Source organism: Fibrobacter sp. UWR4 (assembly GCF_003149045.1).
In the GTDB taxonomy this organism is placed as follows: domain Bacteria; phylum Fibrobacterota; class Fibrobacteria; order Fibrobacterales; family Fibrobacteraceae; genus Fibrobacter.
This window is the reverse complement of sequence record NZ_QGDU01000026.1, coordinates 24,110-48,136: the sequence shown is the minus strand read 5'-3', so window position 1 is coordinate 48,136 and position 24,027 is coordinate 24,110. Positions and strand designations below refer to the sequence as shown.

The 24,027-nt window shown below is 51.4% G+C and carries 17 protein-coding genes; 11 read left to right on the top strand and 6 right to left on the bottom strand.

Annotated features, from left to right (window positions below; genetic code table 11):
- Window positions 1-173: 173 nt before the first annotated feature.
- The 5 genes from BGX12_RS11175 to BGX12_RS11155 all read right to left on the bottom strand — a co-directional run bounded on the left by BGX12_RS11175 (window position 174) and on the right by BGX12_RS11155 (window position 10,585).
- On the bottom strand, window positions 174-2,249 hold the full coding sequence (locus BGX12_RS11175) for a glycoside hydrolase family 5 protein (protein ID WP_109736142.1): 2,076 nt from the start codon (window positions 2,247-2,249) through the stop codon (window positions 174-176).
- Window positions 2,250-2,428: 179 nt separating this feature from the next.
- Window positions 2,429-4,252, bottom strand: a complete 1,824-nt coding sequence (locus BGX12_RS11170; protein ID WP_109736141.1) for a cellulase family glycosylhydrolase — start codon at window positions 4,250-4,252, stop codon at window positions 2,429-2,431.
- 197 nt (window positions 4,253-4,449) lie between these two features.
- Window positions 4,450-6,441, bottom strand: a complete 1,992-nt coding sequence (locus BGX12_RS11165; protein ID WP_109736140.1) for a glycoside hydrolase family 5 protein — start codon at window positions 6,439-6,441, stop codon at window positions 4,450-4,452.
- Between the two features lie 324 nt (window positions 6,442-6,765).
- A complete protein-coding gene (gene polA / locus BGX12_RS11160; protein WP_109736139.1) occupies window positions 6,766-9,648 on the bottom strand; it encodes a DNA polymerase I in 2,883 nt (960 codons plus the stop codon).
- 40 nt (window positions 9,649-9,688) lie between these two features.
- Window positions 9,689-10,585, bottom strand: a complete 897-nt coding sequence (locus tag BGX12_RS11155) for a tyrosine-type recombinase/integrase (RefSeq protein ID WP_109736138.1) — start codon at window positions 10,583-10,585, stop codon at window positions 9,689-9,691.
- Window positions 10,586-10,643: 58 nt separating this feature from the next.
- Between BGX12_RS11155 and BGX12_RS11150 the strand changes: the two genes are divergently transcribed.
- The 5 genes from BGX12_RS11150 to BGX12_RS11130 are packed head-to-tail and all read left to right on the top strand — an operon-like array spanning window position 10,644 to window position 15,391.
- Window positions 10,644-11,888, top strand: coding sequence for a hypothetical protein (locus BGX12_RS11150; RefSeq protein WP_109736137.1), 1,245 nt, complete (start codon window positions 10,644-10,646; stop codon window positions 11,886-11,888).
- Window positions 11,889-11,928: 40 nt separating this feature from the next.
- Complete coding sequence (locus BGX12_RS11145) at window positions 11,929-12,615, top strand: STAS domain-containing protein (RefSeq protein ID WP_109736136.1); 687 nt, start codon at window positions 11,929-11,931, stop codon at window positions 12,613-12,615.
- Between the two features lie 3 nt (window positions 12,616-12,618).
- Window positions 12,619-13,530, top strand: a complete 912-nt coding sequence (locus tag BGX12_RS11140) for a M23 family metallopeptidase (protein WP_109736135.1) — start codon at window positions 12,619-12,621, stop codon at window positions 13,528-13,530.
- An 11-nt stretch (window positions 13,531-13,541) separates the two neighbouring features.
- The gene (locus BGX12_RS11135; protein WP_109736134.1) at window positions 13,542-14,666 is read left to right on the top strand and encodes a hypothetical protein; all 1,125 of its coding nucleotides are present in this window, start codon (window positions 13,542-13,544) and stop codon (window positions 14,664-14,666) included.
- Between the two features lie 2 nt (window positions 14,667-14,668).
- Window positions 14,669-15,391 (top strand): NUDIX domain-containing protein, encoded by a 723-nt coding sequence (locus BGX12_RS11130; RefSeq protein WP_109736133.1) that lies wholly within the window; start codon window positions 14,669-14,671, stop codon window positions 15,389-15,391.
- A gap of 4 nt (window positions 15,392-15,395) precedes the next feature.
- Here the strand turns inward: BGX12_RS11130 and BGX12_RS11125 are convergent, their stop codons facing one another.
- Window positions 15,396-15,602 (bottom strand): hypothetical protein, encoded by a 207-nt coding sequence (locus tag BGX12_RS11125; protein WP_109736132.1) that lies wholly within the window; start codon window positions 15,600-15,602, stop codon window positions 15,396-15,398.
- Window positions 15,603-15,633: 31 nt separating this feature from the next.
- Between BGX12_RS11125 and BGX12_RS11120 the strand changes: the two genes are divergently transcribed.
- From BGX12_RS11120 to truB, 6 genes are all read left to right on the top strand, one after another.
- On the top strand, window positions 15,634-17,751 hold the full coding sequence (locus BGX12_RS11120) for an LTA synthase family protein (protein ID WP_109736131.1): 2,118 nt from the start codon (window positions 15,634-15,636) through the stop codon (window positions 17,749-17,751).
- A 166-nt stretch (window positions 17,752-17,917) separates the two neighbouring features.
- Window positions 17,918-18,364 (top strand): ribosome maturation factor RimP, encoded by a 447-nt coding sequence (gene rimP, locus BGX12_RS11115; protein WP_109736130.1) that lies wholly within the window; start codon window positions 17,918-17,920, stop codon window positions 18,362-18,364.
- 14 nt (window positions 18,365-18,378) lie between these two features.
- Window positions 18,379-19,551 (top strand): transcription termination factor NusA, encoded by a 1,173-nt coding sequence (gene nusA, locus BGX12_RS11110; RefSeq protein WP_109736129.1) that lies wholly within the window; start codon window positions 18,379-18,381, stop codon window positions 19,549-19,551.
- Between the two features lie 41 nt (window positions 19,552-19,592).
- The gene (gene infB / locus BGX12_RS11105) at window positions 19,593-22,730 is read left to right on the top strand and encodes a translation initiation factor IF-2 (RefSeq protein ID WP_109736128.1); all 3,138 of its coding nucleotides are present in this window, start codon (window positions 19,593-19,595) and stop codon (window positions 22,728-22,730) included.
- Complete coding sequence (gene rbfA, locus BGX12_RS11100) at window positions 22,730-23,083, top strand: 30S ribosome-binding factor RbfA (RefSeq protein WP_109736127.1); 354 nt, start codon at window positions 22,730-22,732, stop codon at window positions 23,081-23,083. The genes infB and rbfA overlap by 1 nt, the downstream gene beginning before the upstream one ends.
- A complete protein-coding gene (truB, locus tag BGX12_RS11095) occupies window positions 23,084-24,025 on the top strand; it encodes a tRNA pseudouridine(55) synthase TruB (RefSeq protein ID WP_109736126.1) in 942 nt (313 codons plus the stop codon).
- Window positions 24,026-24,027 lie beyond the last annotated feature (2 nt).

Here is a 24,027-nt window from a genome sequence, read left to right as displayed (position 1 = left end):
CTTTCCATAAACTATTCTAAAAAAAGAAAAAACTTTTGGAAAATTTCAAAGAGCAATGTATTTCGATGTTTTTTTCGCAACAAAATTTTGAACCATGGAAGCCTATAAAAAAAGCCCGATTCTCTATCAAGAGAATCGGACTTTTTGCCCAAACACCCGGGGGTGTATAATAATTACTTCAGGATTACCTTCTGGCTGTAAACCTGGCTGCCCTGCTTGATCATGAGGATTGCGGGACCGCGGGTTTCAGCCTTCAGCTGTACGGTGTTGTTGCCGCCGCGGGTCACGAAGTTTTCGCTGGCGATAACCTGACCCATAGTGTTCACGAGCATTGCCTTGGCCTGAACGTTGCCCTTTGCAGAGAAGGTGGCGTTCACGAAACCCTGCTGAACATTCACGAACATCTTGCTTGCTGCTGCGATAGCGGTAGGCTTGATGGCGGTAGTCATTCCCGGAGCGGTGGAGGTGGCCAGCTTGGCGGAAAGAATGCCGTCGGTTTCAGCACCGATCTTCTTGTCGAAATCGGCGAGGACATCGAAGGTACCGTCAGCCTTGATCAGACGGAAGTTATCGAAGAGAATCGTGCCGCTGAGCTGAGTGCCATAGAGGTTGATGCCTACGGCGTTGACGCTCTTTATGTTTTCAATGTCAAGGCCGTCGGGACCGAGCGGTACCGTGTAAGTTGCCCAACCCGCTTCCAGGTCATCTTCTTCGAAATTGTAGTCGTTCCAAGTCCAGGTGTTGCCGCTCATGGCGAACAGACTCAAGGTCTTCCATGCATAACTTCCACCAGTGGCAGGGCCTGCGGATTCAACGTCTACCTTTGCCTGGAAAGCGATAGCAGTGTACTTGCTCCAATCCTTGGTGGTAACGTTGAAGCGTAGTGTACCCACTTCGCTGGAGTCGGAGGTGACGGTGGTGTAAGTGGCTTCGAGCATCTTGTTGCTTTCGTCGAGACTTGCGTTTACAAGGGCGTCGATAGAGTTGCCTGCGATAGCGGTCATGCCGTATGCGGCACGGAGAGCATTCAGGGTTTCGTAGTCGGTAATATCGCCGACGTTACCGCCGAACTTCTTGGTCTGACGACGGACGATGGTGAAGTTGCCGTTGCCTTCGTCACCGGTATCCCATACGCAGGGGATGAGGCCGTTCTTCTTTGCAGATGCTGCGGTATAACCATACCATGCAGCTCGAGCTTCCAAATGAGACTTGAGGTTTGCGCCGGAAAGAACATCGAGGCGCTTGACGGCACCCATTTCACCGATCACAACAGGGATACCCTTGCTTGCGAACTGGGTGTTGAGACCGCCGAAAAGTTCATCGATAGAGGTCTTGGAACCGAGAGCGCCGTTTTTGCAAGTGTGAGCAGCGTCTGTACCCGGAGTCTTGTCTTCCCAGTAATAGAACATCTTGCCCCAGTCTTCGTCGCCTCCGGTCATGAGGGAGAATTGGTAGGGGTAGAAATGGATTTCTGCCATGGTGTAGCCTGCGCCAGCCGGGTCAGTGGGGTACTGGGCGGCAAGGAGAGGGGCCTTTTCAATTTCGGTACGAGGAGCCTGGACGACCACGATACGGGTCGCATTGTTGCCGCCGGTAGAACGGACTGCTTTAAGGCATGCTTCGTGGAACTGCTTGAGAACCTTCATGCGGTTTTCGTCGAAAGCCCACTGTCCATTATCAGCACCACCGTTCCACGGGTCGTTTACGCCCGGTTCGTTGGCGGATGCAAAAATCAGATGTTCATCATAGGCGGCGAACTTGGTAGCGATCTGCTTCCAGTAGTTTTCCTGCTTGGCGGCTACGGTTGCTGCAGCGCTGGTAACAAGACCGGACTTGTCGTAGCCCTGACCGTCAAAGACGTGGTCTTCCAGCCAACCGTTATCCCAGTGGCTGTTCAGCATGGCGTACATGCCTTCGGCGATAACCATGTCCACAACGTTTTTTACGGCGTCCATCCAGGCGTCATCAATGACTCCGTTGGTGGCGTGAGAATCCCAACCGCAGGGGATACGGACGGTGTTGAAGCCGGCTGCCTTGATTGCCTTGACATACTCGGCGGTGGGCAGGGGATTGCCCCAACCGGTATTGGCGCCTGTGATCATTGCGCTAGGCACTTCCATGGTGTTTCCGATATTGAAACCTAGGCCCATGTCGGCAACCAGGTCGGTTGCCTTGGGGAGGGCGAATGCGCTAGTGGCGGCCAGCAGGCCAAAGCCACAGGTGAGGCCAAAAAGATGCTTAAAATTCATTTGGGAACTCCTTTATTATAATGCCCAATTGTTGCTATACATTCTAAAAGTATATTGAAAAGCTTGAGCTGGAATCGATTTTTACGATTCATTGAGAAAATGTGATGAATATTTCACAACACCCCAAAATGCTTAATTCTTTCGAAAAAAGCCGTTTTTGGGGGTCGGTGTTGAAAATTTTAACGGATGTTGACCTTCAGGGTCTGTGCTCCGCTCTTGGCAATGTAGAGACCGCTCTGGATACCTGCCAGGCTCATAATGGCTCTGTCGGAAAGGGCGCTGACCTGACGAATCAGGTTGCCGTTCATGTCAAAGAGCTTGATGGAGGCGTTGTGTCCCTGGGAAACTATCATGTTGCCCTGGCGGGAGAGGGTTACCTTTGCAACCTGCGATTCGTTAATGCCCATGCCCGGGTCAAAAGAACTGCTGGAGTTAACGGGGACAACCGGCATGCAGTATTCTGTAATTCCCATGGAGCAAAGGGCTTCGTGCGTGTATCCGCATTCCGGTGTCAGGGCGTCGCAGGTTGCCTGATTACTGCTGGAGCTGGACTGGGGCTGCCACGGGTTCACGGAACTGGAGCTGGACTGAGGCTGCCACGGGTTCACAGAGCTGGAGCTAGACTGGGGCTGCCACGAGTTCACGGAACTGGAACTGGATTGAACCGGCTGCTGCACGCTGGAAGAGCTTGCCACGGAGCTGCTGGAGTTTTGAATGGGGGTGTTGCCCGGAATCAGGCTTTCGTTGTGGGTGACGCCCTTGTTTACGTAGGTTCCAAGACCATACACACCGCGCATGGCGTTGATGATTTCCGGTTCCACCACCTTGCCCATGGGACCGCCGAACTTGTTGGTTTGACGACGGATGTAGGCCATGTTGTCGTAGCTGGCGCCTTCGTTACCCATGTCCCAGACGATGGGAGTAAGGCCGTAGTTCTTTGCTGCGGTTACAACGTCCTTGTGCCACTGGATACGGCCCTGGCGGTGCAGTTCCAGGTCGGAACCGGAGAGTTCCGGAGAACGGTACAGGGATCCGAATTCACCGATAATGACGGGGTAGCCCTTGTCAACATAGTTGGATTTCATCTTGGCGAACTGGGCGTTGGGGAAACCGATGCCAGCTTGGTCCTTGTCGATGGAGTTGGCCCAGCAGTTGTAGCCTGCGTTGTGCTTCGGATCGCTAGCCTTCTGGTAATCGCCGTAATAGTACTGCACCTGAATGTCGCCGTTGGGGCATCCCCAGTTCTGGGAGCTGGTCATGAGCACATACTGGTAAGGACCATAGAAATGCACTTCGAACATGAGTCGGCCGGTAACCTTGTCCTTGGGGAAGATGCTTGTGGGGGCAAATTCTACGGACTTGTCGATGTCGGTCTGCAGGCCTTGAATAATCAAGGTACGGGTGGCGTTGTTACCGCCGGTGGCGCGGACTGCGTCAATGAAGGTCTGGTAATAGCCCATGAGAACCTGGGCGTGCTGGCTTGTCCAGGTGAGACCCTGCTGGCCTTCGCCCGGTTCGTTGGCGCCTGCAAAAAGAAGATGCTCGTCGTAGTTCTTGAACTTATTGGCAATCTGAGTCCAGTAAGTCTTCATCTTGTTATCGACAGTGGTGTTCTTGGTGGTTGCCATCTTGGTCTGGAACCAGCCACCTTCACCTTCGTGATGGATGTTAAGCACCACGTACAGTTCGTTACGTAGGGCGTAATCCACCACGGTCTTTACGGAATCCAGCCAGGTTTCGGTAATCTTGCCGTTCTGGGTATGGGAATCCCAAGCGCAGGGAATGCGAACGGTGTTGAAACCTGCTGCCTTGATGGAGTCCAGCAAGGCCTGGGTGGGATAGGGATTGCCCCATCCGGTAGGATTGTTGGGCACTTCCATGGAGTTCCCGATATTGTAACCCATGCCCATGTTCTTCTGAACCTGTGCCGCGGTGGGAAGATCGGCAAATGCGGCTGTTGTCAAAGCGCCTGCGAACATTAACCCAAACATCAATTTTTTCATAGCGATCCTTTACGTAAAGATCCAAAACACCGACTATAATATATACCGAAAGAAAACGACTGTCAAAAATAAGTGCCGCGGCGGAGAAAAGCAGTTGTGTTTTTTTCAACGAACGTAATCAGCACGTTACCAAACCGCGAAAAATCAAAAAAAACCGGCAATTGCTTGTCGGCTTCTTTGGTTAGGGGTATTGAAATTTATTTCAAATTCACGCGAAGAGTGTTGTTGCCGCTCTTGGCGATGTAGCTGCCTGCTCGAATTCCGGCCAAATCCAAGGAGGCGGAGCCAGAGTGGCCGCGAACTTCTCGAATCAGGTTGCCGTTCAGGTCGAAGAGACGGATGGCTGCGCGAGTCCCCAGAGCCACCAGCATGTTGCCTTGGCGGGTGAGGCTTTGCTGCCCTTGCTTCTTTGCGATGGCCTTGATGGCGGTTGTGGTTGCTTTGACGCTTTCGGTTGCTACCAAGGACTTTGCGGTGATGCCTCCGCCAACGTTCTTGGCTCCGACTAGGTTAAAGTCCAAAGTGTCTGCGGTGCCGTCGGTATTCTTGAAGATGATCCAGTCCACATAGACGTTGCCGGTGTAACCCAGAGTGTACATCTGCAGTCCCATGAAGACAATGTTTGTGGGGTTGCCCGGAACCATCAGGTTGTTGCCGCTTTCTCCTGTGGTAGCGACCTTGACCTCATAGGTGTTCCAGGTGCCCAGCTCGACTTCGCCGAGGCCTGCTTCCTGCCAGTTCCAGTCGGCGCCGTCCATGGTAACCAAGTTGGGAGCGATAAAGCCGTAGTCGTCACCTACCTTGGAAATGGTTCCGTCAAAGAAAGCCCGAATGGAAACACTGGAAATTTTGCTCCAGTCCTTGGGAACGCTGGAAAATTCGATTTGACCGTATGTGCTGTCTGCGATGGTGAATTCTGCCTTGATGGACTTGTCTGTATCGGTGCTGATGACCGGATTGCTGCTTCCGTCAAGGTTTGGCATGCCATAGACATTTCGCATGGCGTTCATGACTTCCGGGTCAAAGACGGATCCGTCGGGATCTGACTGACGACGGATGATGGTCATGTGGTTTTCGCCCTCGTGACCGGTATCCCAGGCGATGGGGACCACCTTGTTGTCGAAGGCGGCCTGGGCTACGGCCTTGTACCAGCCGATACGGCCATTGCGGTGGCGCTTGTAGTCGTCGCCTTTCAGAATGCCCAGTCGGTCGTTGGCGCCGAATTCACCGATGATGACCGGAATACCCTTATCCACATAGTTGGTCTTCATTTTCTTGAAAGCCACCTGCATGTCGTTGGCGCTGCAGGGAGTTCCCATGCTGCCGCCCCAGGGATTGTAACCGCAGTTGTGGACGATATCGGCACCGGTGGCGTAGTTTTCTTCGCCCCAGTAGTATTGTGGTTGCACTTCAACACCCCAGTTGACGGGTTCGCCAACGATGGTGTAAGGGGACGGATCGTAGTAATGCACTTCAAACATCATGCGGTTTGCGATAACGTCGTTAGGCATCATGCTTGCGGTGTAGGCTTCTACGGAGCGGTCGATGCTGGTGGAGGGACCCTGGATGATCAAGGTGCGGCTGGCGTTGTTGCCGCCGGTGGCACGCACTGCGTCTACAAATGTCTGGTGGTAGCCTTGAAGAATCTTGGATTCGTTCTTGTAGTCGGCGTCAGTGGTAGCGGGTTCGTTGGCACTTGCGAAAAGAAGCTTTTCGTCGTAGTCCTTGAAACGCTTTGCAATCTGGGTCCAGTAGGCTTTCTGCTTGGCGTTGACTTCGGTCTTCTTGTCGTCTTTCAGGTTTTCTTCCAGCCAACCGCCGTCCCAGTGGATGTTCAGAATTGTGTAGAGACCTGCCTTAACGCTGTAGTCCACTACGGTCTGGACAGAGTCCATCCAACTTTCGTTAATGACGCTGTTTGTGGCGTGGGAGTCCCAGGCGCAGGGAATGCGGATGGTGTTAAAGCCTGCAGCCTTAACACCCTTGATATAAGCCTCCGTAGGGAACTTGTTTCCCCAGAGGGTAGGATTCCCGGGCACTTCCATGGTGTTTCCGATGTTGATGCCCAGACCCATTTTTTCAAAGATTTGCTGAGCGGTAGGCAGGTCGGCTGCGAAAGTAGATACGGTGGCGGCGGAAAGTGCTGCCAAAAACTTGGACACAATTGTCCGTTTTAAAAGTGTGTTCATAACAACTCCCATAACAACGGGAATAAATATAAATTCGTAAAAATGCACTGCTATAACATATTTTTTGTGAAAATGTTGATAAAAAATCAATAAAAATATCAAGACTGTATCAGATGTATTTATAAAAAAGAGTGAAAAGCGTTTTTTGCCTTCCACTCAAACTTAATGACGAAAAAAATTAAAGGTGGGCGCCAAGAAGTACAATGGCGTTGCAGATGACCAGCAAGCCGATGATCAGGGCGATTGCAACTTTCGGGGACATTTTCTTAGGATTTTGATCTGCCATAGGTTACCTCTTGTATTTTTGAAATTCGTTGGGTGTAGTTAGTGGGCGATAAGCCAGTTTTCGCCGAAACCTACGCTTGCCACCAGGGGGACCTGCAATTTCATGGCGTTTTCCATTTCGGATTTTACCATGGCGGCGAGCGTTTGGACCTGGTCCTTGGGGCATTCGAAGACCAGTTCATCGTGAACCTGGAGCATCATGCGGAGCGGGAGCTGTTCGTCATTGATGCGTTTCTGGATGCGGATCATGGCAATCTTGATCAGGTCGGCGGCGCTTCCCTGCACGGGAGTGTTCACTGCCATACGTTCTGCCATCTGGGATTCCATTCTGTCCGAACTATCGATGCCAGCGATGTAGCGGCGACGTCCGGAAAGGGTTTCTACGTAACCATCGCGATGGGCGTTTGCCTTTGTGCTTTCGATGAACATCTGAACGCCCTGGAACATATCGAAGTAGCCTGTAATGAAATCCTTGGCCTGACCCATGGGAATTTTCAGGTCGCGGGAGAGGCGGAAGGCGGTCATGCCGTAAAGCACGCCGAAGTTCACCACCTTGGCGTCGCGACGCATATCGCTGGTGACGTTTTCCAGCGGGACTCCGTAAATGGCTGCTGCGGTACGGGCGTGAATATCGATCTCGTTCTTGTAGGAATCGATAAGGGCTTCGTCTCCGCTCAAGTGTGCCAGCATGCGCAACTCAATCTGGGAGTAGTCAACGGCGAGAATTACGTTATCCGGATTCTGGGGCACAAATGCGGCGCGGATCTTTTTACCCAAGTCGCTACGAACGGGAATGTTCTGCAGGTTAGGATCGCGGCTGGAAAGTCGGCCTGTTGCGGTTCCCCACTGGATAAAGCTGGTGTGGATACGCTTTGTCTCGGGATTCACAAGCGTCGGCAGCACACTGATGTAGGTGCTCTGCATCTTCTTCAGTTCGCGGTACTCAATGACGGAAGCTACAAAGGGGCTGGCGGTCTCGTAGAACAGCTCTTCCAATACGGCGGCGTCGGTACTGCGCTTTTTCACTTCCCGAAGTCCCAAGGTATCAAACATGACTTCGGCCAATTGCTTGGGGCTACCGATGTTGAATTCCGTTCCCGCCATGTCGCAAATTTCCTTTTCCAGGTTTTCAATGCGACGCTGCAGTTCAAATTCCAGAGTTTTCAGGCTGGGAACATCCACTGCAATCCCCACCGATTCCATCTGGTAGAGAACTTTCAGCAATGGCATTTCCTGCTGGTAGAAATACTTCTCGTAATCGTACTTCTGTAACTGCTTCTGTAGGGGTTGCCACAGACGTAAGGTGTAAACCGCATCCTCTGCACCGTATTCCGTTGCTGCAGGAATGGGTGCGCGGTCAAACGTAATCTGGTTCTTGCCGCGGCCAATGAGATTCTCGATAGGGATCATCTCGTGCTGCAGTTTCTGCATCACTTGATTGTCTAGACCAAGGCCGTTTTCGCCGGGGCTCAACATCCAGGCGGCAATCAGGGTGTCAATAATGTCTGCATGGTCGATTTGCTGTTGGGTAAGGCCGAAGGCTCTTGCAAGAATGTGCAGGTCAAATTTCGCGTTATGGAAAATAAAAGTATGGGTGGGCTGCGCGGAACCTTCTTGAGACTCGTCGAATAAATCCACGAACCACTGCTTGACTGCATTGGTGTCAAAGTTGCCGCCCTTCGCTACGGGCAAGGGGAAACCGATATCGTCTCGGTGATTCAGCGGAATATAATAACCCTTACTGACGCTATACTCGTCAGCGGAATTTTGCGGGTCTATTGCGGCAAGGCACAAACCGACCAGACCGCACTGCATGGGGTCCAACCCGTCTGTTTCCGTGTCTACACCGATGAGACGGGATTCTGCGAATTCGGACTTCATCTGTTCAAAGACTTCGACAGAATCTACGCAGATGTATGTGGGCAAGACGTCCTTCGGTAAGTCAAAATCCGCGCGGATAATACCTGCGTCCGCAGAAGGAGTTTCGGAACCGGCGTCTTCGTTTGTTTCGGCGTTAGCGGCCCTTACAAATCCGGTCTTGCTGGGAATTTTTTCCAGCAGGCGGAGCAGACTGTTGATTTCATGCTCCTTGAACATTTCCGCAAGAGTGTCTACATGAATGCCTGTGTATTCCAGGGTGTCCAAGTTTCCGTTAAAGGCCCGCTTGGTCTGGAGGGTAACCAGTTCGCGACTCAGGAATGCCTGTTCACGATTGTTTGCCAGGTTGTCGTGCAAACCCTTCTTCTTGATGTTATCAATGTTGGCGTAAATGTTGTCCATGTCGCCAAATTCTTCTAGCAGCTGGATGGCTGTTTTGGGGCCAACCTTAGGAACACCAGGGACGTTATCGCTGGCGTCTCCCATGAGGGCCAGGTAATCGCGAATCTTTTCGGGAGGCAGGCCGTACTTTTCGACCACTTGCTCCGGGCCAAAGTCAATGCCGTCGGCGCCCTTTTCCAGATGGAACAAGTGAATCTTGTCGTTTACGATCTGGCTCATGTCCTTATCCTTACTGATAATCAGGACGTGGTCAAAACCTGCTTCTGCCGCGGCAACAGCAGTACTTGCCATTACGTCGTCCGCCTCGTATCCCGGTTCCGACAGCAGGGGAATTCCACTAGCGATAAGGGATTCTCCAAGAAGAGGCATCTGGGCTGCCATTTCCTCGGGCATGGGGCCGCGATTGGCCTTGTAATCGGGATAAAGTTCGTGGCGGAAAGTCTTGGTGTGTGCCACATCTCGGGCGATGGCGAAATGGGTGGGTTTATGCTTCGCGAGAATCCTAAGGACGGCTCCCCAGTAGCCGTGCATCATGGACACGTCTTCGCCCGCGCTATTCTTTAGCGGGTTCTGGGAGTAGGCATAAAACATGCGGAACGCAAGTGCGTAGGAATCAAGCAAAAGTAAAGTTTTTTCAGCCATATAGTTATAGATAGCAAAAAGGTGGGGGTGACGGTCTTCTTTAGGCTCTCGGGTGAGTCTTCTTGAAGGCTTCCCGCAGGCGTTCCGCGCTGACGTGGGTATAAACCTGGGTAGTGGAAATGCTTTCGTGTCCCAACATTTCCTTCACGCTCATGATTTCTGCGCCATTTTCCAGCAGGTGGGTGGCAAAACTATGACGAAGGACGTGTGGACTTGCCTTGCCTTCCCAGCCAATGTCCCGAAGAAGATTGTGGATGTCGTCCCGCAAGGTGCGGAGGCCGAAGGGCTTTCCGTTTTCGCTCAGGAACACAAGTCCTGTAGCAGTCATCATGTGCCCCGCCTTTGTCTGCAGCTGCTTGAATTCATCGATGCGCTTCAGGAGGGCTTCGGTAACGGGGACGATTCGTTCCTTGTTGCCCTTACCAATCACTCGCACTAGATGCTCGCTTACCTGGATCTGGTTCCAGTGCAGTCCTTGACATTCAGAAATTCGAAGGCCGGAACCGTAGATCAGCTCCAGCAGGAGGCGGGCTCGGGCCTGTGGCAGGGTGGGGTTCTCGATTTCAGGGAACTTGTCCTCTCCCAGGTCCTTCTGGCTTAAGAAGGAAACAAGCCTTCTGGGGCGCTTGGGCATGGGAACGTTTCCTGCGGGATTACTCTGGAGAATGTGGCTTCGAATCAAGTATTTCCCGAAACTCTTAAGGGCGGCCAGGTGTTCGCATATGCTGGTGGGGGCAAGCTGCTGCTTGATTTTCATGTCCCATACGAAGCTTTTTACGGCTGTTTCCGTAAACTTTTCCAGAGGGGCGTTTTCATCGCCCAGATGCACCAGGAATTTTTCCAGGGATTTCCGGTAGGTGTCTTCCGTACGGTCGGAAAATCGGCGCTGCGCCGTCAAATACACAAGAAATTGCTGGATATATTCTGAAAGATTCATTTTACAGGGGGCTTCCCGGGTTTTGATAACAAAAATAATCTATCTTGTTTGCCAAGATATGACACTGAGACTTTCCAACGTAATTTTTACCAGCGTACTGCTTGCTGTTGCCCACGCTTTTGCCGTGGACAAGGTGTCTGGTGCCAATGAAACCTTTAATATCGAACCGGGTGCCCGCTCTGCGGCACTGGGTTCCGCCACTATGGCCATTGACGGGGACTATCTGGGCCTCCTTTCCAATCCCCATCAGCTGGCGAACGTGAATTATGGCTGGGTGAATTTCTCCCACACGGAATACTACGAAGATACCCGTTATGATTTCGCCTCGGCGGTAATGCCTCTTGGTGAAGGTCAGGGTCTAGGTATTTCCTTTGGACGATTTGGCGCCAATGATATTCCCTACATCAAGGAAGGGGAGCCTCTTCCGGATGGGGATGTCTATAACACCTTGTCCATTGCAGATTATGTATTCTCTGTTTCCTGGGGTCGACGGCTGACGAATCGTATAGACCTGGGCGTTTCCTTCCATGGCATCTATAGGGATATGGACCAGAGCGGATGGGGCTTCCGCGGTGATGCTGGCCTTCGATACAAGGTGATTGACCGACTTTATGTTTCCGGACTTTTGAAGGGATGGACCTCTTCTGCAACATCCTGGGAATCTGGCGAGTTTGAATACACTTCTCCCGAGTTTTATCTAGCTGCTAATTATTCCGTTCCAGTACCCTATTTGTACGGTACGCTTGCTGTTTATTGGCAAGGTGCTGGACTATTCCATGAAGAATCCAGGGCTTTGGACTTCGATACCGACGAGGATGTTGGCGCTCGAATTTGGGAAGATCCTCTGGATTGGCTTTCCGGTGGCAAGGCTGGTGTTGAGTTCAATTTTGACTTCGGTCTGTCCCTTCGTGCGGGACTCAGTAGCTTTACCACGTTCCAGAGCGTGACTGCAGGTGCAGGTCTTACCATTTCCAAGTTCCTGAAGATTGACTACGCTTTCGAATCCCACCCCACGCTTTCGCCTGTCCATCGTGTGAGCATCAGTGTAAGCCCCTACTTGTTCTCGAACAAGCCTAAGGCTGGTACTCCCGAGGCTTATGTACCTCAGCGCACTCGCCTGACCGAAGAACCGGACGAAGAAGAAGTTGTGGAAGAGCCGGCTGCTGAAATTCAGGAAAACAACCTACCTGTTCTGGAAAAGCCCCTCGAAAGCGAAGTGGGCCAGGGTGTTTCCCTTGAAGAACCTGCGGAAACGGTAAATAAACCTGCAATCATCGAGTCTGACGACGAGGTTTTGGAATAAACGGGATTCATTCAATCCGATTTTAAGTTATATTTGAAATATGGCTGTTAAGAATTATCGCGAAGTTGGCATTTTTGATTTGTTGGTTGCCCCGTTGAATCCAATTGGGGCCTTTGATGCTGAACAATTCAAAAAAGATGTCCAAGAACTTCTTAGCGAAAAAACGGACGAAAAGTTCCTGGCTGTGGATCTTTCCGGTTTGGATTTCGTCTATAGCGACGCCTACAACGCATTTATCCAGTTCCAGGAAGAAATGGAAAGCCGTGGCGGCATGTTCGCCCTCCTTACCAGCAACAAGATCATTATCGACGGGCTTAAGAAAGCTGGTCTAGATAAGCGTTTTAGAATTCTTGCCTCCGAAGAGGACATGATGTCCTTCTCTCTCCAGATTCAGTCCCCCGAAGAATCTCAGTCTGCATCTCCTGCAGCTCCGGCTGTCGAAGAACCTGCAGAATCGGTTACTCCTGTGGCTGCAGTCGCTTCCCAGAATGTGGCTGGATCTATGGACGAAACGAGAATTGTTCCGCCCACCTCCCGTCCTACCGGGAACCATCGTAGGTTTACCAAGAGCTTTAACGCTATCCCCAAGGAAGATGCTCAGTCGCAGAAGAAGGGTCTGGATGTTCCCTTCGACGAAGAACCGTCCTCTGCACGTACGGTCATCGTAGTCATTCTTCTCCTGTTGATTGCTGTAGGTGCCACCCTGGCCTTCTTCTACATCAAGTAATCGATGGCTGTTGAATTCCAGGAATATAAGGGCAAGCGAAAGCCCATCAATACTCAACATAAGTTTCCTCTGCTTAGGCTGCTGATTGTTGCCATAGCCGCTTTTGCCGTATATTGGTCTGGTCTTCCTACTAAAATTGCCAATGCGCTTCCCTTGCCGGGGAACGAACCTGAGGTTGTGGTAGAAACCTGGGATAGTCGTTGTGTTGCTGTCGGTGGTGAAGCTGTTACCGTAAACGACAGTATTGGGCAGTGCTCCTGGCAGTTAAGCGAAAATGATTCCCTGCTTCTTCCAGACCCGTTCCTCCGTTACCTGTCTTCCCGTCGAAAGATTTCAGATCCCAAACTTTACTGGTATGCCAAGACTACGGATTTCGCTTCTCCGCTGGTGGTTCTTTATGACAATGGTACTCGCGAAGGCTATTACCATATGATGAAGAAGGATTCCAGCTACGTCTGGGTGAAGGATAATGGATGCCGTTTCCCTGGGGTGTGTCCTCATATGCCTCTGGAATGGTCTGCACTTTCCATTACGGAAGGTTTCGACTTTGAAGGTCAGGAATCCCTCATTGCGATGGATGTCTTCCGTGGTATAGGGGAGGCTCCCATTCATGCCGTGCTGCCGGGTCGTGTTCTTGACTTGGGCAAGGATACTCTGGGCTACTTTGTTGAAATTGATCACGGCAACAATATTTCCAGCCGTACTTCCGGTATGGGACTGCGTGCTGATTCGCTGAAAGTGGGTGATTCTGTGAAGGTGGATGTGCCTGTAGGTAGAATCGCTCCTATGGATAGTTCGGAATTCTATCTCTCTGTCCGCGAGAATGGTCGTTTCGTTCGCTGGAAAGATTTCTACGCTGAAGCTTATCCCTTCACCGCAGAAGATGTTTCGACTTTTGTACGTCGCTTCAAGTAAGGGGCTACAGGATGAGCCAGAAAAAGTTGAACGTCTTTAGAATAGTCCTTACGGTATTGGCAAGCGTGCTTGCAGTCCTTTTGTGTAGCTGCGAGAAGAGTACGGATGGTCCTCTCTCTGTATCGGACAGTAGCGCTAAGTTTGAAGATGAGGGTTATTTCCTTTCCGCCAATTTGGATTCCGGTGCGACGATCCATCTTGCTGATGACACCCTCTATCTTGCAATGGGGAAAATCTGGTCTTTCAACAATTGTTCCCTGAAGGATATCCAGTTGAACTACACCCAGGAGGATTCCATTCTATGGATTGCTCCGGTAATCAAGATCAGGTCAAATGGGGAAGACTGTTCTGCTCCATATTTCAGACCTGATACCGTACTTAAACTGAATCTGGAAAGTCGCCTGAAGGATGACATTTCTGTAGTCAAAGTCAAGAACGATACGGACTCCCTTCTGGATTCCATTATGGTTCGTCGCGGCTCCTTCCGGAAGGACACGTTTGAGATCTACCTGGATTCCATTTTCAATGACGTAAAGCATTATCCTGTACGTACCAGCGATAAGGGCGATTCCGCAGAAAAGCCTACGGTACTCCGCATGCTGGATTCTCTGACCCCGCGTGTTTTTTACTGGAGAACGATGGAATCCACTTGCACCCATCGCGTAGACATGTGCAAGTCTGTCGTTCCAGATACGTTGTATCCGACTACTTGGAACGTCAACGATACCAACCTTGTTCCGATCCACTATGCTTGCGCCGATTCCGATTCCGTGTACTGCATCAATTCCAAGTGGGAGAATGATTCCTCCGCCCTAGGTAAATTGCAGGAAAGACCTGATACCATTTGGCATTATAGCACCTACTACATGGAGAAGGTGGCGAAGTGCGGTACGTACAACAGCTTTGCGGTTAGAAATTATTATATCGGTTCCAAGGCTTACGTGATTCGCGAGTTGATGATTCCTGCTGAACGCGAAACCCATTGTGGTCCTTCGTCCACGGAAGACTGGATGATTTACAATTTAGCAACATGGAAACTGGTGACAAACACGGATTCAACGGCTCTCGTAGATACCGTCTTTGCTCATTGGGATAAGGCTGAAGTTGCCCCGGAATCCCTGGTTGTAAAGGAGTAGACATGATTGAATATACCTATGCCGCAGAAATTGCTGAAGCAGATCGTGAAATCCTTCTGAACTCCAGAATCTATACGGAATGGCTGGCTGCCGCCCAGAAAAAATTTACGGTCTCCAAGGTCCACTTTGCATCCGCAGATTTTCTGATGAAGGGCCGACAGCCCCTGTTCATTAAACTCCAGGCTACGGCAACGCTTCCCGATGGTCGACCTGTTCACGGAATTGTTCTTGTCCGCGGTAACGCCGTGGGTATTCTGGTTGTTCTTCGCTGTGAAGGCAAGCCTTACTTGCTGCTGGTTCGACAGCCTCGTTTTGCCATTACGGAACAGGCTTCCCTGGAAATTCCTGCAGGTATTCTGGACTGGACAGGAGACTATCGCAAGGTGGCCCTTTCCGAACTGGAAGAAGAAGCCCAGATCAAGGCCGAAGATTCCGAACTGATCGACCTGATGGACTTCTGGTATAATGGTTCTACTCCCGGTTTTGCAGCAAGTTGCGGCCTACTGGACGAACGTATCCGCCTTTACGCCATTGAACGTGAAGTGACCCGGGAACAGCTGGAAGCCATGGACGGCAAGGACCAGCAGTATACCGAAGAAATCGAATGGATCCGTACGGAAGTTCTCCCATACGAAGAAGCCGCCCATCAGTTTGTGGACGGCAAGAATCTCATCGCCATGTTCCTTTACGAACGCTGGCTAAAGGCTCAGGGAAGAACTCTTTAAGTTCCTAGAAAATATTGTTGACGGTGAGGCCAACAAAGAATACGGCCAGATAACCGTACCAGAGACCGGTCAGCACGTAGTTCAATCCACGCTTGTAAGCTTTGGGTTCGTTCTTGTTCTTTTCACGGATGGTAAGAACATTTTTGCGGCAGAAGAATGCGCAGACGGCGAGACCTGCTAAGCTTGCGAGAATCAGAAGTACGTATGTCATATTGACCCACAAGATAACTATTTTTTGACCTATGGAAAACTTGTTTGCGTCACAAAAGCGATTTAAGGATGTTTTTAGGATCCTCTCCACGGTTCTTGCCTTCTGGGGAATTCATGCCATTCTTCGCGTGTTGCTCCTTTTCAGAAACAATCCTTATGGAATTCCTTTTGTGTCCAAACCGGACTGGTACATCTTCCATGCCATCTGCATTGACTTTATCTGGCTTGCGGAAATGGCGTTGCCCTTTGCCTTACTTGCCTTTTTCCTTTCTCCCGAATCCAAGGGACGCAGGTTTTTAGGTCCCGTATTTACGGTACTGCAGAGTATACTACTTCCTTTTACCCTGCTGGATCATGAATTCTGCAGATTTCTGGGAACGCATTTTTCCATATCCCTGCTGGACACCTATAAGGATGTTTCCTCCCTGGCCATGTTGATTGACTATGTGGCTGCGGACCAGTCGGTACCTTACCTGCAGTGGTTTTTATGCGTGACCATGATTCCTGCGGCGGTACTTCTAGGGAAGTTTATTTTCGGTAGGTTCCGCAAGAGGAATTATAGGGGTGGCCTCCTGAAGGTCTGGCTTATAGGCTGTGTGGCGTTCTTTGGCGCATCCGAACTTTTCCTGAAGGTCATCTGGACGGGTGGCAACCGTATGCGCAAGCTGGAACCTGTGGTCAGCATCTTTACCCGGGATATCCAGAAGATTATTACGGGGGAAGGGGAGATGGACCCTGCCTATTTAAAGGCTGCTACGGAAACAGCCCGTAGAATCTGGGCGGAAGTGGAAGGGGACAACGCCAACCTCTACGAGTATCCTGATGATGACTATCCGTTGTACCGTGTCCGTAAAGATACGACGGCGGAATTGTCTTACTTGCCGATAACGGTTGACTCTGTCAGCGGTGAAATTGTCCGCCCTAATTTCCTCGTCATTTTCATGGAATCCCATCGTGGTATGAATGTGGGATTCATGAATGAATGGAAGGATCGTAAGGAGAACCGCCCGAGTGCAACGCCTGTTTTAGACTCCTTGTCTCGAGAAGGGATGGCTTGCACCAAATTCTATACAAGTGGAATTCCCACTGTCGGTGGAGTACTTTCGACTCACTTCGGTTTCCCGCCTCACCGCTTTAAACAGACTGCATCGGAACTGACTTACATTGATGCACCTAGTTTTGCTTCGATCCTGAGGGATGCGGGCTACAAGGCTCAGTTCTTTGCGGCTGCGGATCCTGCCTGGGATAATCTTTCCGTGTGGTTCCAGAAGTGGTACGAACGTACGCACTATGACCGTCAATATGAGGACGACTCCACCTTCTTTGATGTGACTGCTGCCTTTATCAAGGATAGTCTTGCTCCTGCTGCTGCAAGCGAGAATAAGCCGTTTATCGCTTCCATGATTACCCGCAGTAATCATTATCCTTTCAATCTTGTTCCTGGAATGCCTGATTCTGCAAAGGCTTTGCCTCAGGCGGAACGTATGCGCTGGACCATGCATTGGGCGGATGCCCAGATGGGACGTTTTTTGAACAAACTATCTGGCGAACCCTGGTTCAAGAATACCTATGTGATTGTCCTTGGCGACCATGGTTTCCCGCAGGGAGAGCATGGGGTTTCCGCTATCGGTAGCGACGCCTATTCCAATGTGACCTGGATTCCATTTGTGGTGAATGGTCCGGGACTTCCCCATCGTCTGGATACCCTTGTGACTCCTGATGGTGCTCATGGAAATCTCATTTACGAAGCTGCCAGCCAAAGCGATGTGGCGCCTACGATCTTGGCTCTTGCCCGGGTGGATGCTCCCAACTCCTTTATGGGGCACAATCTTTTTAGAAAGGGTGCAAAATATTGGAGAGGTTGTCTTCGTGAGGAAGATGGCGATCAGTGGCATGGTTCCTTTGCTATTGGCTCCCATTCCGGAAAGATGGCGATGAGCAACGACAAGTATCGATTAATTGCCGATGCTTCCGGGGAATCTTCTCCCATGATTTTCCTTAGCCATGATGATGAAGAAAACGAGAACTACTTCGATAAGGGTGAGTCCTATCGGAATATTGCGACCAGGATGATGGCTCAGCTGGATTCGATTCTGGCCTTGAATGACTGGATTTTGGTGCATAACAGGGTGGATCGTCCCAAGGAATAGGATTTATACCCCTTAAAAGGCCTTTGAAACACAGGAGTGTGTTGCCCACACTCCAATTTTTTTCTCTATTTGTACCCGGTTTAAGACTGTCCGTGGATATCGCTCTGCCTAGAACCTGGCTGGCGGCATCCGTTAGCGGACGGCAATTTTTATATAAGAGGTCTATTTGGCTAACGCAAAGTTGGATTCACTGATTGAAGAGGCTTGTGAGGCTGTGGGTGTCACCTTGGTGGAACAGGATATGTTCCGCGCCGGAAAGCGTAAGACGCTGCGTCTTTATATCGACAAGCCGGAAGGTGTGACTATTGATGATTGCTCTGCCGTGAGCCGTCATCTGTCCGACGCTCTGGACCTGGATCCCGAAATTATTGAAGGGGCTTACACTCTGGAAGTGTCTTCCCCGGGGTTGGACCGCCCCCTGAAGTCGGTTGCTGATTTTACCCGCAACAAGGGTCGCCTGATTCGAGTGACCCGCAGTACCGGTAAGCCTGTTGTTGGCACCCTGGTCGATGCGGACGAAGAAAATTTGACGCTTACCATTAAGGGCAATCCCGAGAACGTCGTCGTTCCTCGTAGCGAAGTGCTGGTAGCGAAAGTGGATGTACAAATCTAAAAGAAGGTCATGTTATGAAGAACGAACCGAAAGTTAATTTGGTCGAAGTGCTGAAGGGCGTTGTCGAAGCCAAGGATATGGAAGACACCGCTGTAATTGACGCTCTCAAGGAAGCTTTGATTACCGCTGCTCGCAAGTACCTGCACATCGAAAAGAAGATCGAAGTTGATTTCGATATGGAAACCAACGAAGTCCACGTCTACCTGCGTGTGGCTGTGGTGGATGACTATCCCGATTACGATCCGAACATGACCGCTGACGAAGTGGAAGAACTGGACAAGGGTTACATGCTGGTCGATGAAGCCCGTGACTTCAACGAAGATGCTCAGCCCGGTGACTTCCTTGAAATGGAAATTCCTATTGCTGCATTTGGCCGTCAGGCTATCCAGACTGCAAAGCAGCTGTTGAACCAGCAGATCCGCGACGCAGAACGTCAGAAGATCATGGACACCTACCGCAGCCGTATCGGTTCTATGGTGAGCGGCGAAGTGATCCGTTTGGAACAACGTAATATTATCGTTCGCCTCGGTAAGACCGAAGCGATGATTCCGCCCCGTGAACAGATTAGCCGCGAACGTTGGGCTCAGGGTAATTCCATCAAGGCTGTGATCGCCCGCGTGGAAGAATCTTCCAAGAACGGCGCCCAGGTGATCCTGTCCCGCGCAAATGGCGACTTCCTCAAGGAACTGTTCCGTCAGGAAGTTCCCGAAATTTATGAAAACACTGTGGAAATCAAGGGTGTGGCTCGTGAACCTGGTTTCCGTGCAAAGATTGCCGTTTACTCTCGTGACGAAAAGATCGACCCCGTTGGCGCATGCGTCGGTATGAAGGGTGCTCGTGTTCAGACGATCGTCCGCGAACTGGGTAACGAACGTATCGATATCGTCCAGTGGAATCCGGACCTGGATGTGTTCATCCAGCGTGCTCTCGCTCCGGCAAATGTGGTCAAGCTCATGCACGTTCCCGAAACCCTCCGTACTGTGGTGATCATCAGCGACGAAAACCTGGCTCTTGCTATCGGTAAGAATGGCCAGAACGTGAAGCTCGCTGCTGAACTCGTAAAGCGCAACCTGGACGTTTTCGGTGAAAAGGAATGGTCCGAAAAGGATGACGAAGCCAAGGCTAAGGTGATGGCTCCCTCCGCTGCTGACCTCGGTCATGCAAATAACGCTCGCAGGGCTCACTAAGCAAAACGGTTTTAGACAAGGATATTGGAATAGGCTAATTCATGGCAATTGATAATCAAATTAAACCTACAGATTGGGCTGAATCTCACGGCGTAAAGGTCGATTTAGTGATGAAGCTGCTTCGTGACGCCGGTGTGACCGTGCGTACTCACATGTCCAAGGTGGATGCCGCGGACTATGCTAAGATCGAAGCTGCTGCTGAAGCTGAACGTGCAAAAGCCGAAGCCCGTAACAAGAACCTGAAGAAGGCCTCTTCTTCCGATGCTCCTGCCGCTACAGCAACTAAGGCTAAGGCCGCTCCCGCTACTGGTGGTCGTACCCTGAAGGCTACCCTCATTAAGGGTGCTACCGTTACAGTCAAGAAGGGCGCCGCCGCGAAGGCTGCTGCAGCCAAGGCTGAAATTCCTGCCGTTGCCGAAAAGCCGGCTGCCGCAAAGGTCGAGGCTCCTGCAGCACCGAAGGCTGAAGTCGTTAAGCCGGCTGCCGTTAAGGTCGAAGCTCCTAAGGCAGAAACTCCGGCTGCAGCAAAGCCTGCTCCCGCTAAGGTTGAAGCTCCTGCAGCACCGAAGGCTGAAGTCGTTAAGCCGGCTCCTGCTAAGGTTGAAGCCCCTAAGGCTGAAGTTCCTGCAGCAAAGGCTGCTGCCCCCAAGGTCGAGGCTCCCAAGGTAGAAACCGCACCTGCAAAGGTCGAGGCTCCTAAGGCTGAAGCACCCGTCGCAGCAAAGCCCGCTGCTCCTGCAGAAGCAGCTCCTGCCATGGTTACTCCGGGCATGGAACTGAAACAGCCTCCCATGAAGGCTCAGGTCTTCAAGCCGGATGCAGCAATCCTTGCTCGAATCGAAAAGTCTCGTCAGATGGCTCAGCAGAACCGTGGCCCTCATCGTGGTCCCGGTGGCCCTCGCGGCAATGGTAACGCCCAGGGCTATACAGGCACTTTTGGCCGTCTGAACAATAACAACGGTCAGGATAACCGCAATGGCGGTAACCGCCGTCCGGGGCAGGGTGGTCCGGGTGGTGACCGTAACAACAATAATGGTGGTCGTACCTTTACCGGTCGCACTGGTGGCTTCACCGGTTCCTCCATGCAGGATGCTTTCAACGCCAGCAACAACAACCAGGGCTTTGGTGGCCAGGGTGGTTTCGGCGGCCAGAATGGCAAGGGTAATGGCAAGGGGGGCCAGCAGAATGGTCGTCATGGCCAGAACGATAAGAACCGTCGTAACAACGGTAAGGATCGTGACCAGCAGAGAGAACAGCAGCAGGAAGCCGTTCGCCAGAACGTTTCCCGTGTGATGGCTGACCTTTCCAAGAAACCCGTCAAGAAGGTTTACCGTAAGGAAAAGTCTGAAGGTGAAACCGGTGACGAAAAGAAGATCTTGAAGACTTCTGACTTCATCACTGTCGGCGAACTTGCCGGCCTGATGGAACAGATGCCTGCACGCGTTATCGCCAAGTGCATGGAAATGGGCATGATGGTGACCATCAATGCTCGCCTTGATTTTGAAACCATCCAGCTCCTGGCCGATGAATTTGGCTTTGAAGCCCAGCTGATGGAAGAATATGAAGAAGAAGCTCTCGGTGTCGAAGAGGAACAGGAAGAAAACCTCCAGCCTCGTCATCCGGTGGTTACCGTGATGGGTCACGTTGACCACGGTAAGACTTCTCTCCTTGACTGGATTCGTAAGACTCATGTGGTCGCAGGCGAATCCGGCGGTATTACTCAGCATATTGGTGCATACGAAGTTACTACCAGTCAGGGCAAGGTTACCTTCCTGGATACTCCGGGTCACGAAGCATTCTCCGCAATGCGTGCCCGCGGTTCCCAGGTGACCGACGTTATCGTTCTGGTGGTGGCTGCAGACTCCATGGTCATGCCCCAGACTGTTGAATCCATCGAACTTGCCAAGCGCGAAAAGGTTCCGATGGTTGTTGCTATTACCAAGATTGACCTCCCGACCGCTAATCCGGACAAGATCCGTGCCCAGCTCGCCGAACGCGGCGTTGAAGTGGAACAGTGGGGCGGTTCTACCAGCTGTATCGAAGTTTCTGCCCGTACCGGTCAGGGTATGGAAGAACTTCTTGAAACCTTGGCTCTGGAAGCCGAAGTGCTGGAACTGAAGGCCAATCCGGATGCACACGCCCGTGGTGCTGTCGTTGAATCCAAGCTGGACGTTGGTAAGGGTTCCATGGCTACCATTCTCGTGCAGAACGGTACTCTCCATGTGGGTGACCCGTTCGTCTGCGGTATCTACGCAGGTCGTGTCCGTGCAATGTTTAACGAACGTGGTGAACAGTTGAAGGAAGTTCCTCCTTCCGCTCCTTGCCAGGTTCTCGGTTTTGACGGTACTCCTCAGGCCGGTGATGACCTTATCGTTGTGGACGACGAAAAGGCCGCACGTGAAATCGCTTCCAAGCGCCGTATGGCTGCCCGTGAACGCGACCTCCGTGCTCGTAGCACCATCTCCCTGGAAAACATGTACAACGAACAGAAGGAAGGCAAGCTTTCCGAACTCAACCTTATCGTCAAGGCCGACGTGGGTGGTTCTGCAGAAGCTCTGGCTGCCTCTCTGGAAAAGCTTTCCAACAAGGAAGTCAAGGTCAGCATCATCCGCAAGGGTGTGGGTACCATTACCGAATCCGATATTCTCTTGGCAACTACCGCTAAGGCTATCATTATCTCCTTCCACCTCATGCCGTCTCTCTCCGTACGTGAAATGGCTCAGAAGGAAGGTATCGAAATTCGTAACTACCGTGTGATTTACGACTGCATCGAAGATATCACCAACGCTGTGGAAGGCCTCCTGAAGCCCACGCTGCGTGAAGAGCTCAGTGGTGAAGCAGAAATCCGTCAGGTCTTCAAGGTTCCCAAGGTCGGTCTCATCGCTGGCTGTATGGTTACCGACGGTTCCGTGGACCGCGAAAGCCATGTCCGCGTGTACCGCAATGGCGTAGAACTGGGTACTACTGTTGTCCAGTCTCTGAAGCGTATGAAGGACGACGTCAAGTCTGTTGCTCGTGGCTTTGAATGCGGTATCGGCCTTAAGGGTTATGACGATATTCGTGAAGGCGATAGCCTGATCTTCTTCAAGGAAGTCTCTGTGGCTCGTACCTTGAAGGATGTTGCCCGCGAAGAAGCCGAAGAAAAGGCTAAGAAGCAGGCTGAAGGGGAAAATGCCTAATGAGTCGTAGAACCGACAGACTGGATGAACAGTTCCGCGAGGAAATCTCCAAGCTCTTGCAGAAGGGCTTGAAGGATCCTCGAGTCAGTTCTCTTTCCAGCATTACCCGAGTGGAAATCACCGATGACCTGAGCTATGCGAAGATCATGGTTTCCGTCATGGGTACAGACAAGGAAAAACGTGATTCTCTCATTGGTCTCAAGAATTCTGCCGGATTTATCCGCACAGTTCTTGGCAAGGCCCTGAAGATCCGCAAAATTCCTGAACTGAATTTTGTGTTGGATGAAAACCTGGAACATGCAATGCATATCGAAAGCATTCTTGCGGACCTAAAGCAGAAAGGGGAACTTTAATTGTCCAATTCTGGCTTTGTCCTGTTAGACAAGATTGCTGGTGAAACTTCTTTTAAGGCCCTTTTCCCTCTGAAAAGGGTCTTTTCTACGAAGCGTGTTGGCCATGCAGGTACGCTGGATTTGCGTGCCTCCGGCTTGATTATTGCCGCTACTGGTCGCGTTACCCGGTTGTTGCCCTTTGTGGAAGCGAAGGACAAGTGCTACAGCTTTAGACTACATCTGGGTTACCAGACTGATACCCTGGAATGGGACGGCGAAGTGGTGGAACAGGATGATCGTGCAGGCTTGACTGATGGTGCCGGCACCTCCGCTGTTCAGATTACCCGCGAGGCTATGGAGGCCGTGCTGCCCCAGTTCACCGGTGATATTGAACAGATTCCGCCTAAGTATTGTGCCGTCAAGATTAATGGTGTCCGAGCCAGCGATTTGATGGAACGTGGTCGTGACATTGAATTGAAACCTCGTAAGATCAACATCAGTTCCCTGAAAGTTTTGGAAGCGGTGGCGAATGATGCTACGGAAGGCTGTTCCGGCAAGTGCATTGCCACCTTTGACCTGATTTGTGAATGCTCCAAGGGTACTTACATTCGTGCTCTCGGTCGCGATATAGCTCGTGCCCTTGGCACGGTGGGCTGCGTTTCCGGAATTCGCCGTCATCGTATTGGTGAAGTGACCTTGGATAAGGCTGTCCGTGGTGAGGATCTGACTCGCGAACATTTGCTGCCTGTAGACAAGGTCCTGGATTTTCCTGTAGTTCGTCTGGATGATACTCAGGTGGCTGTTATCCGTCAGGGAAATTATCTGCCTTGGAAAACTCCTATTGAAGGCGTCGATAAGGACGGCAATGTCTTTGTGGCAAACCTTCAGGGCGAAGTACTGAGTTTCTGCCATTATGAACCGGGTCGAATCAGACCTAAGATTTACCTGGCTGAGGATGAATAGAG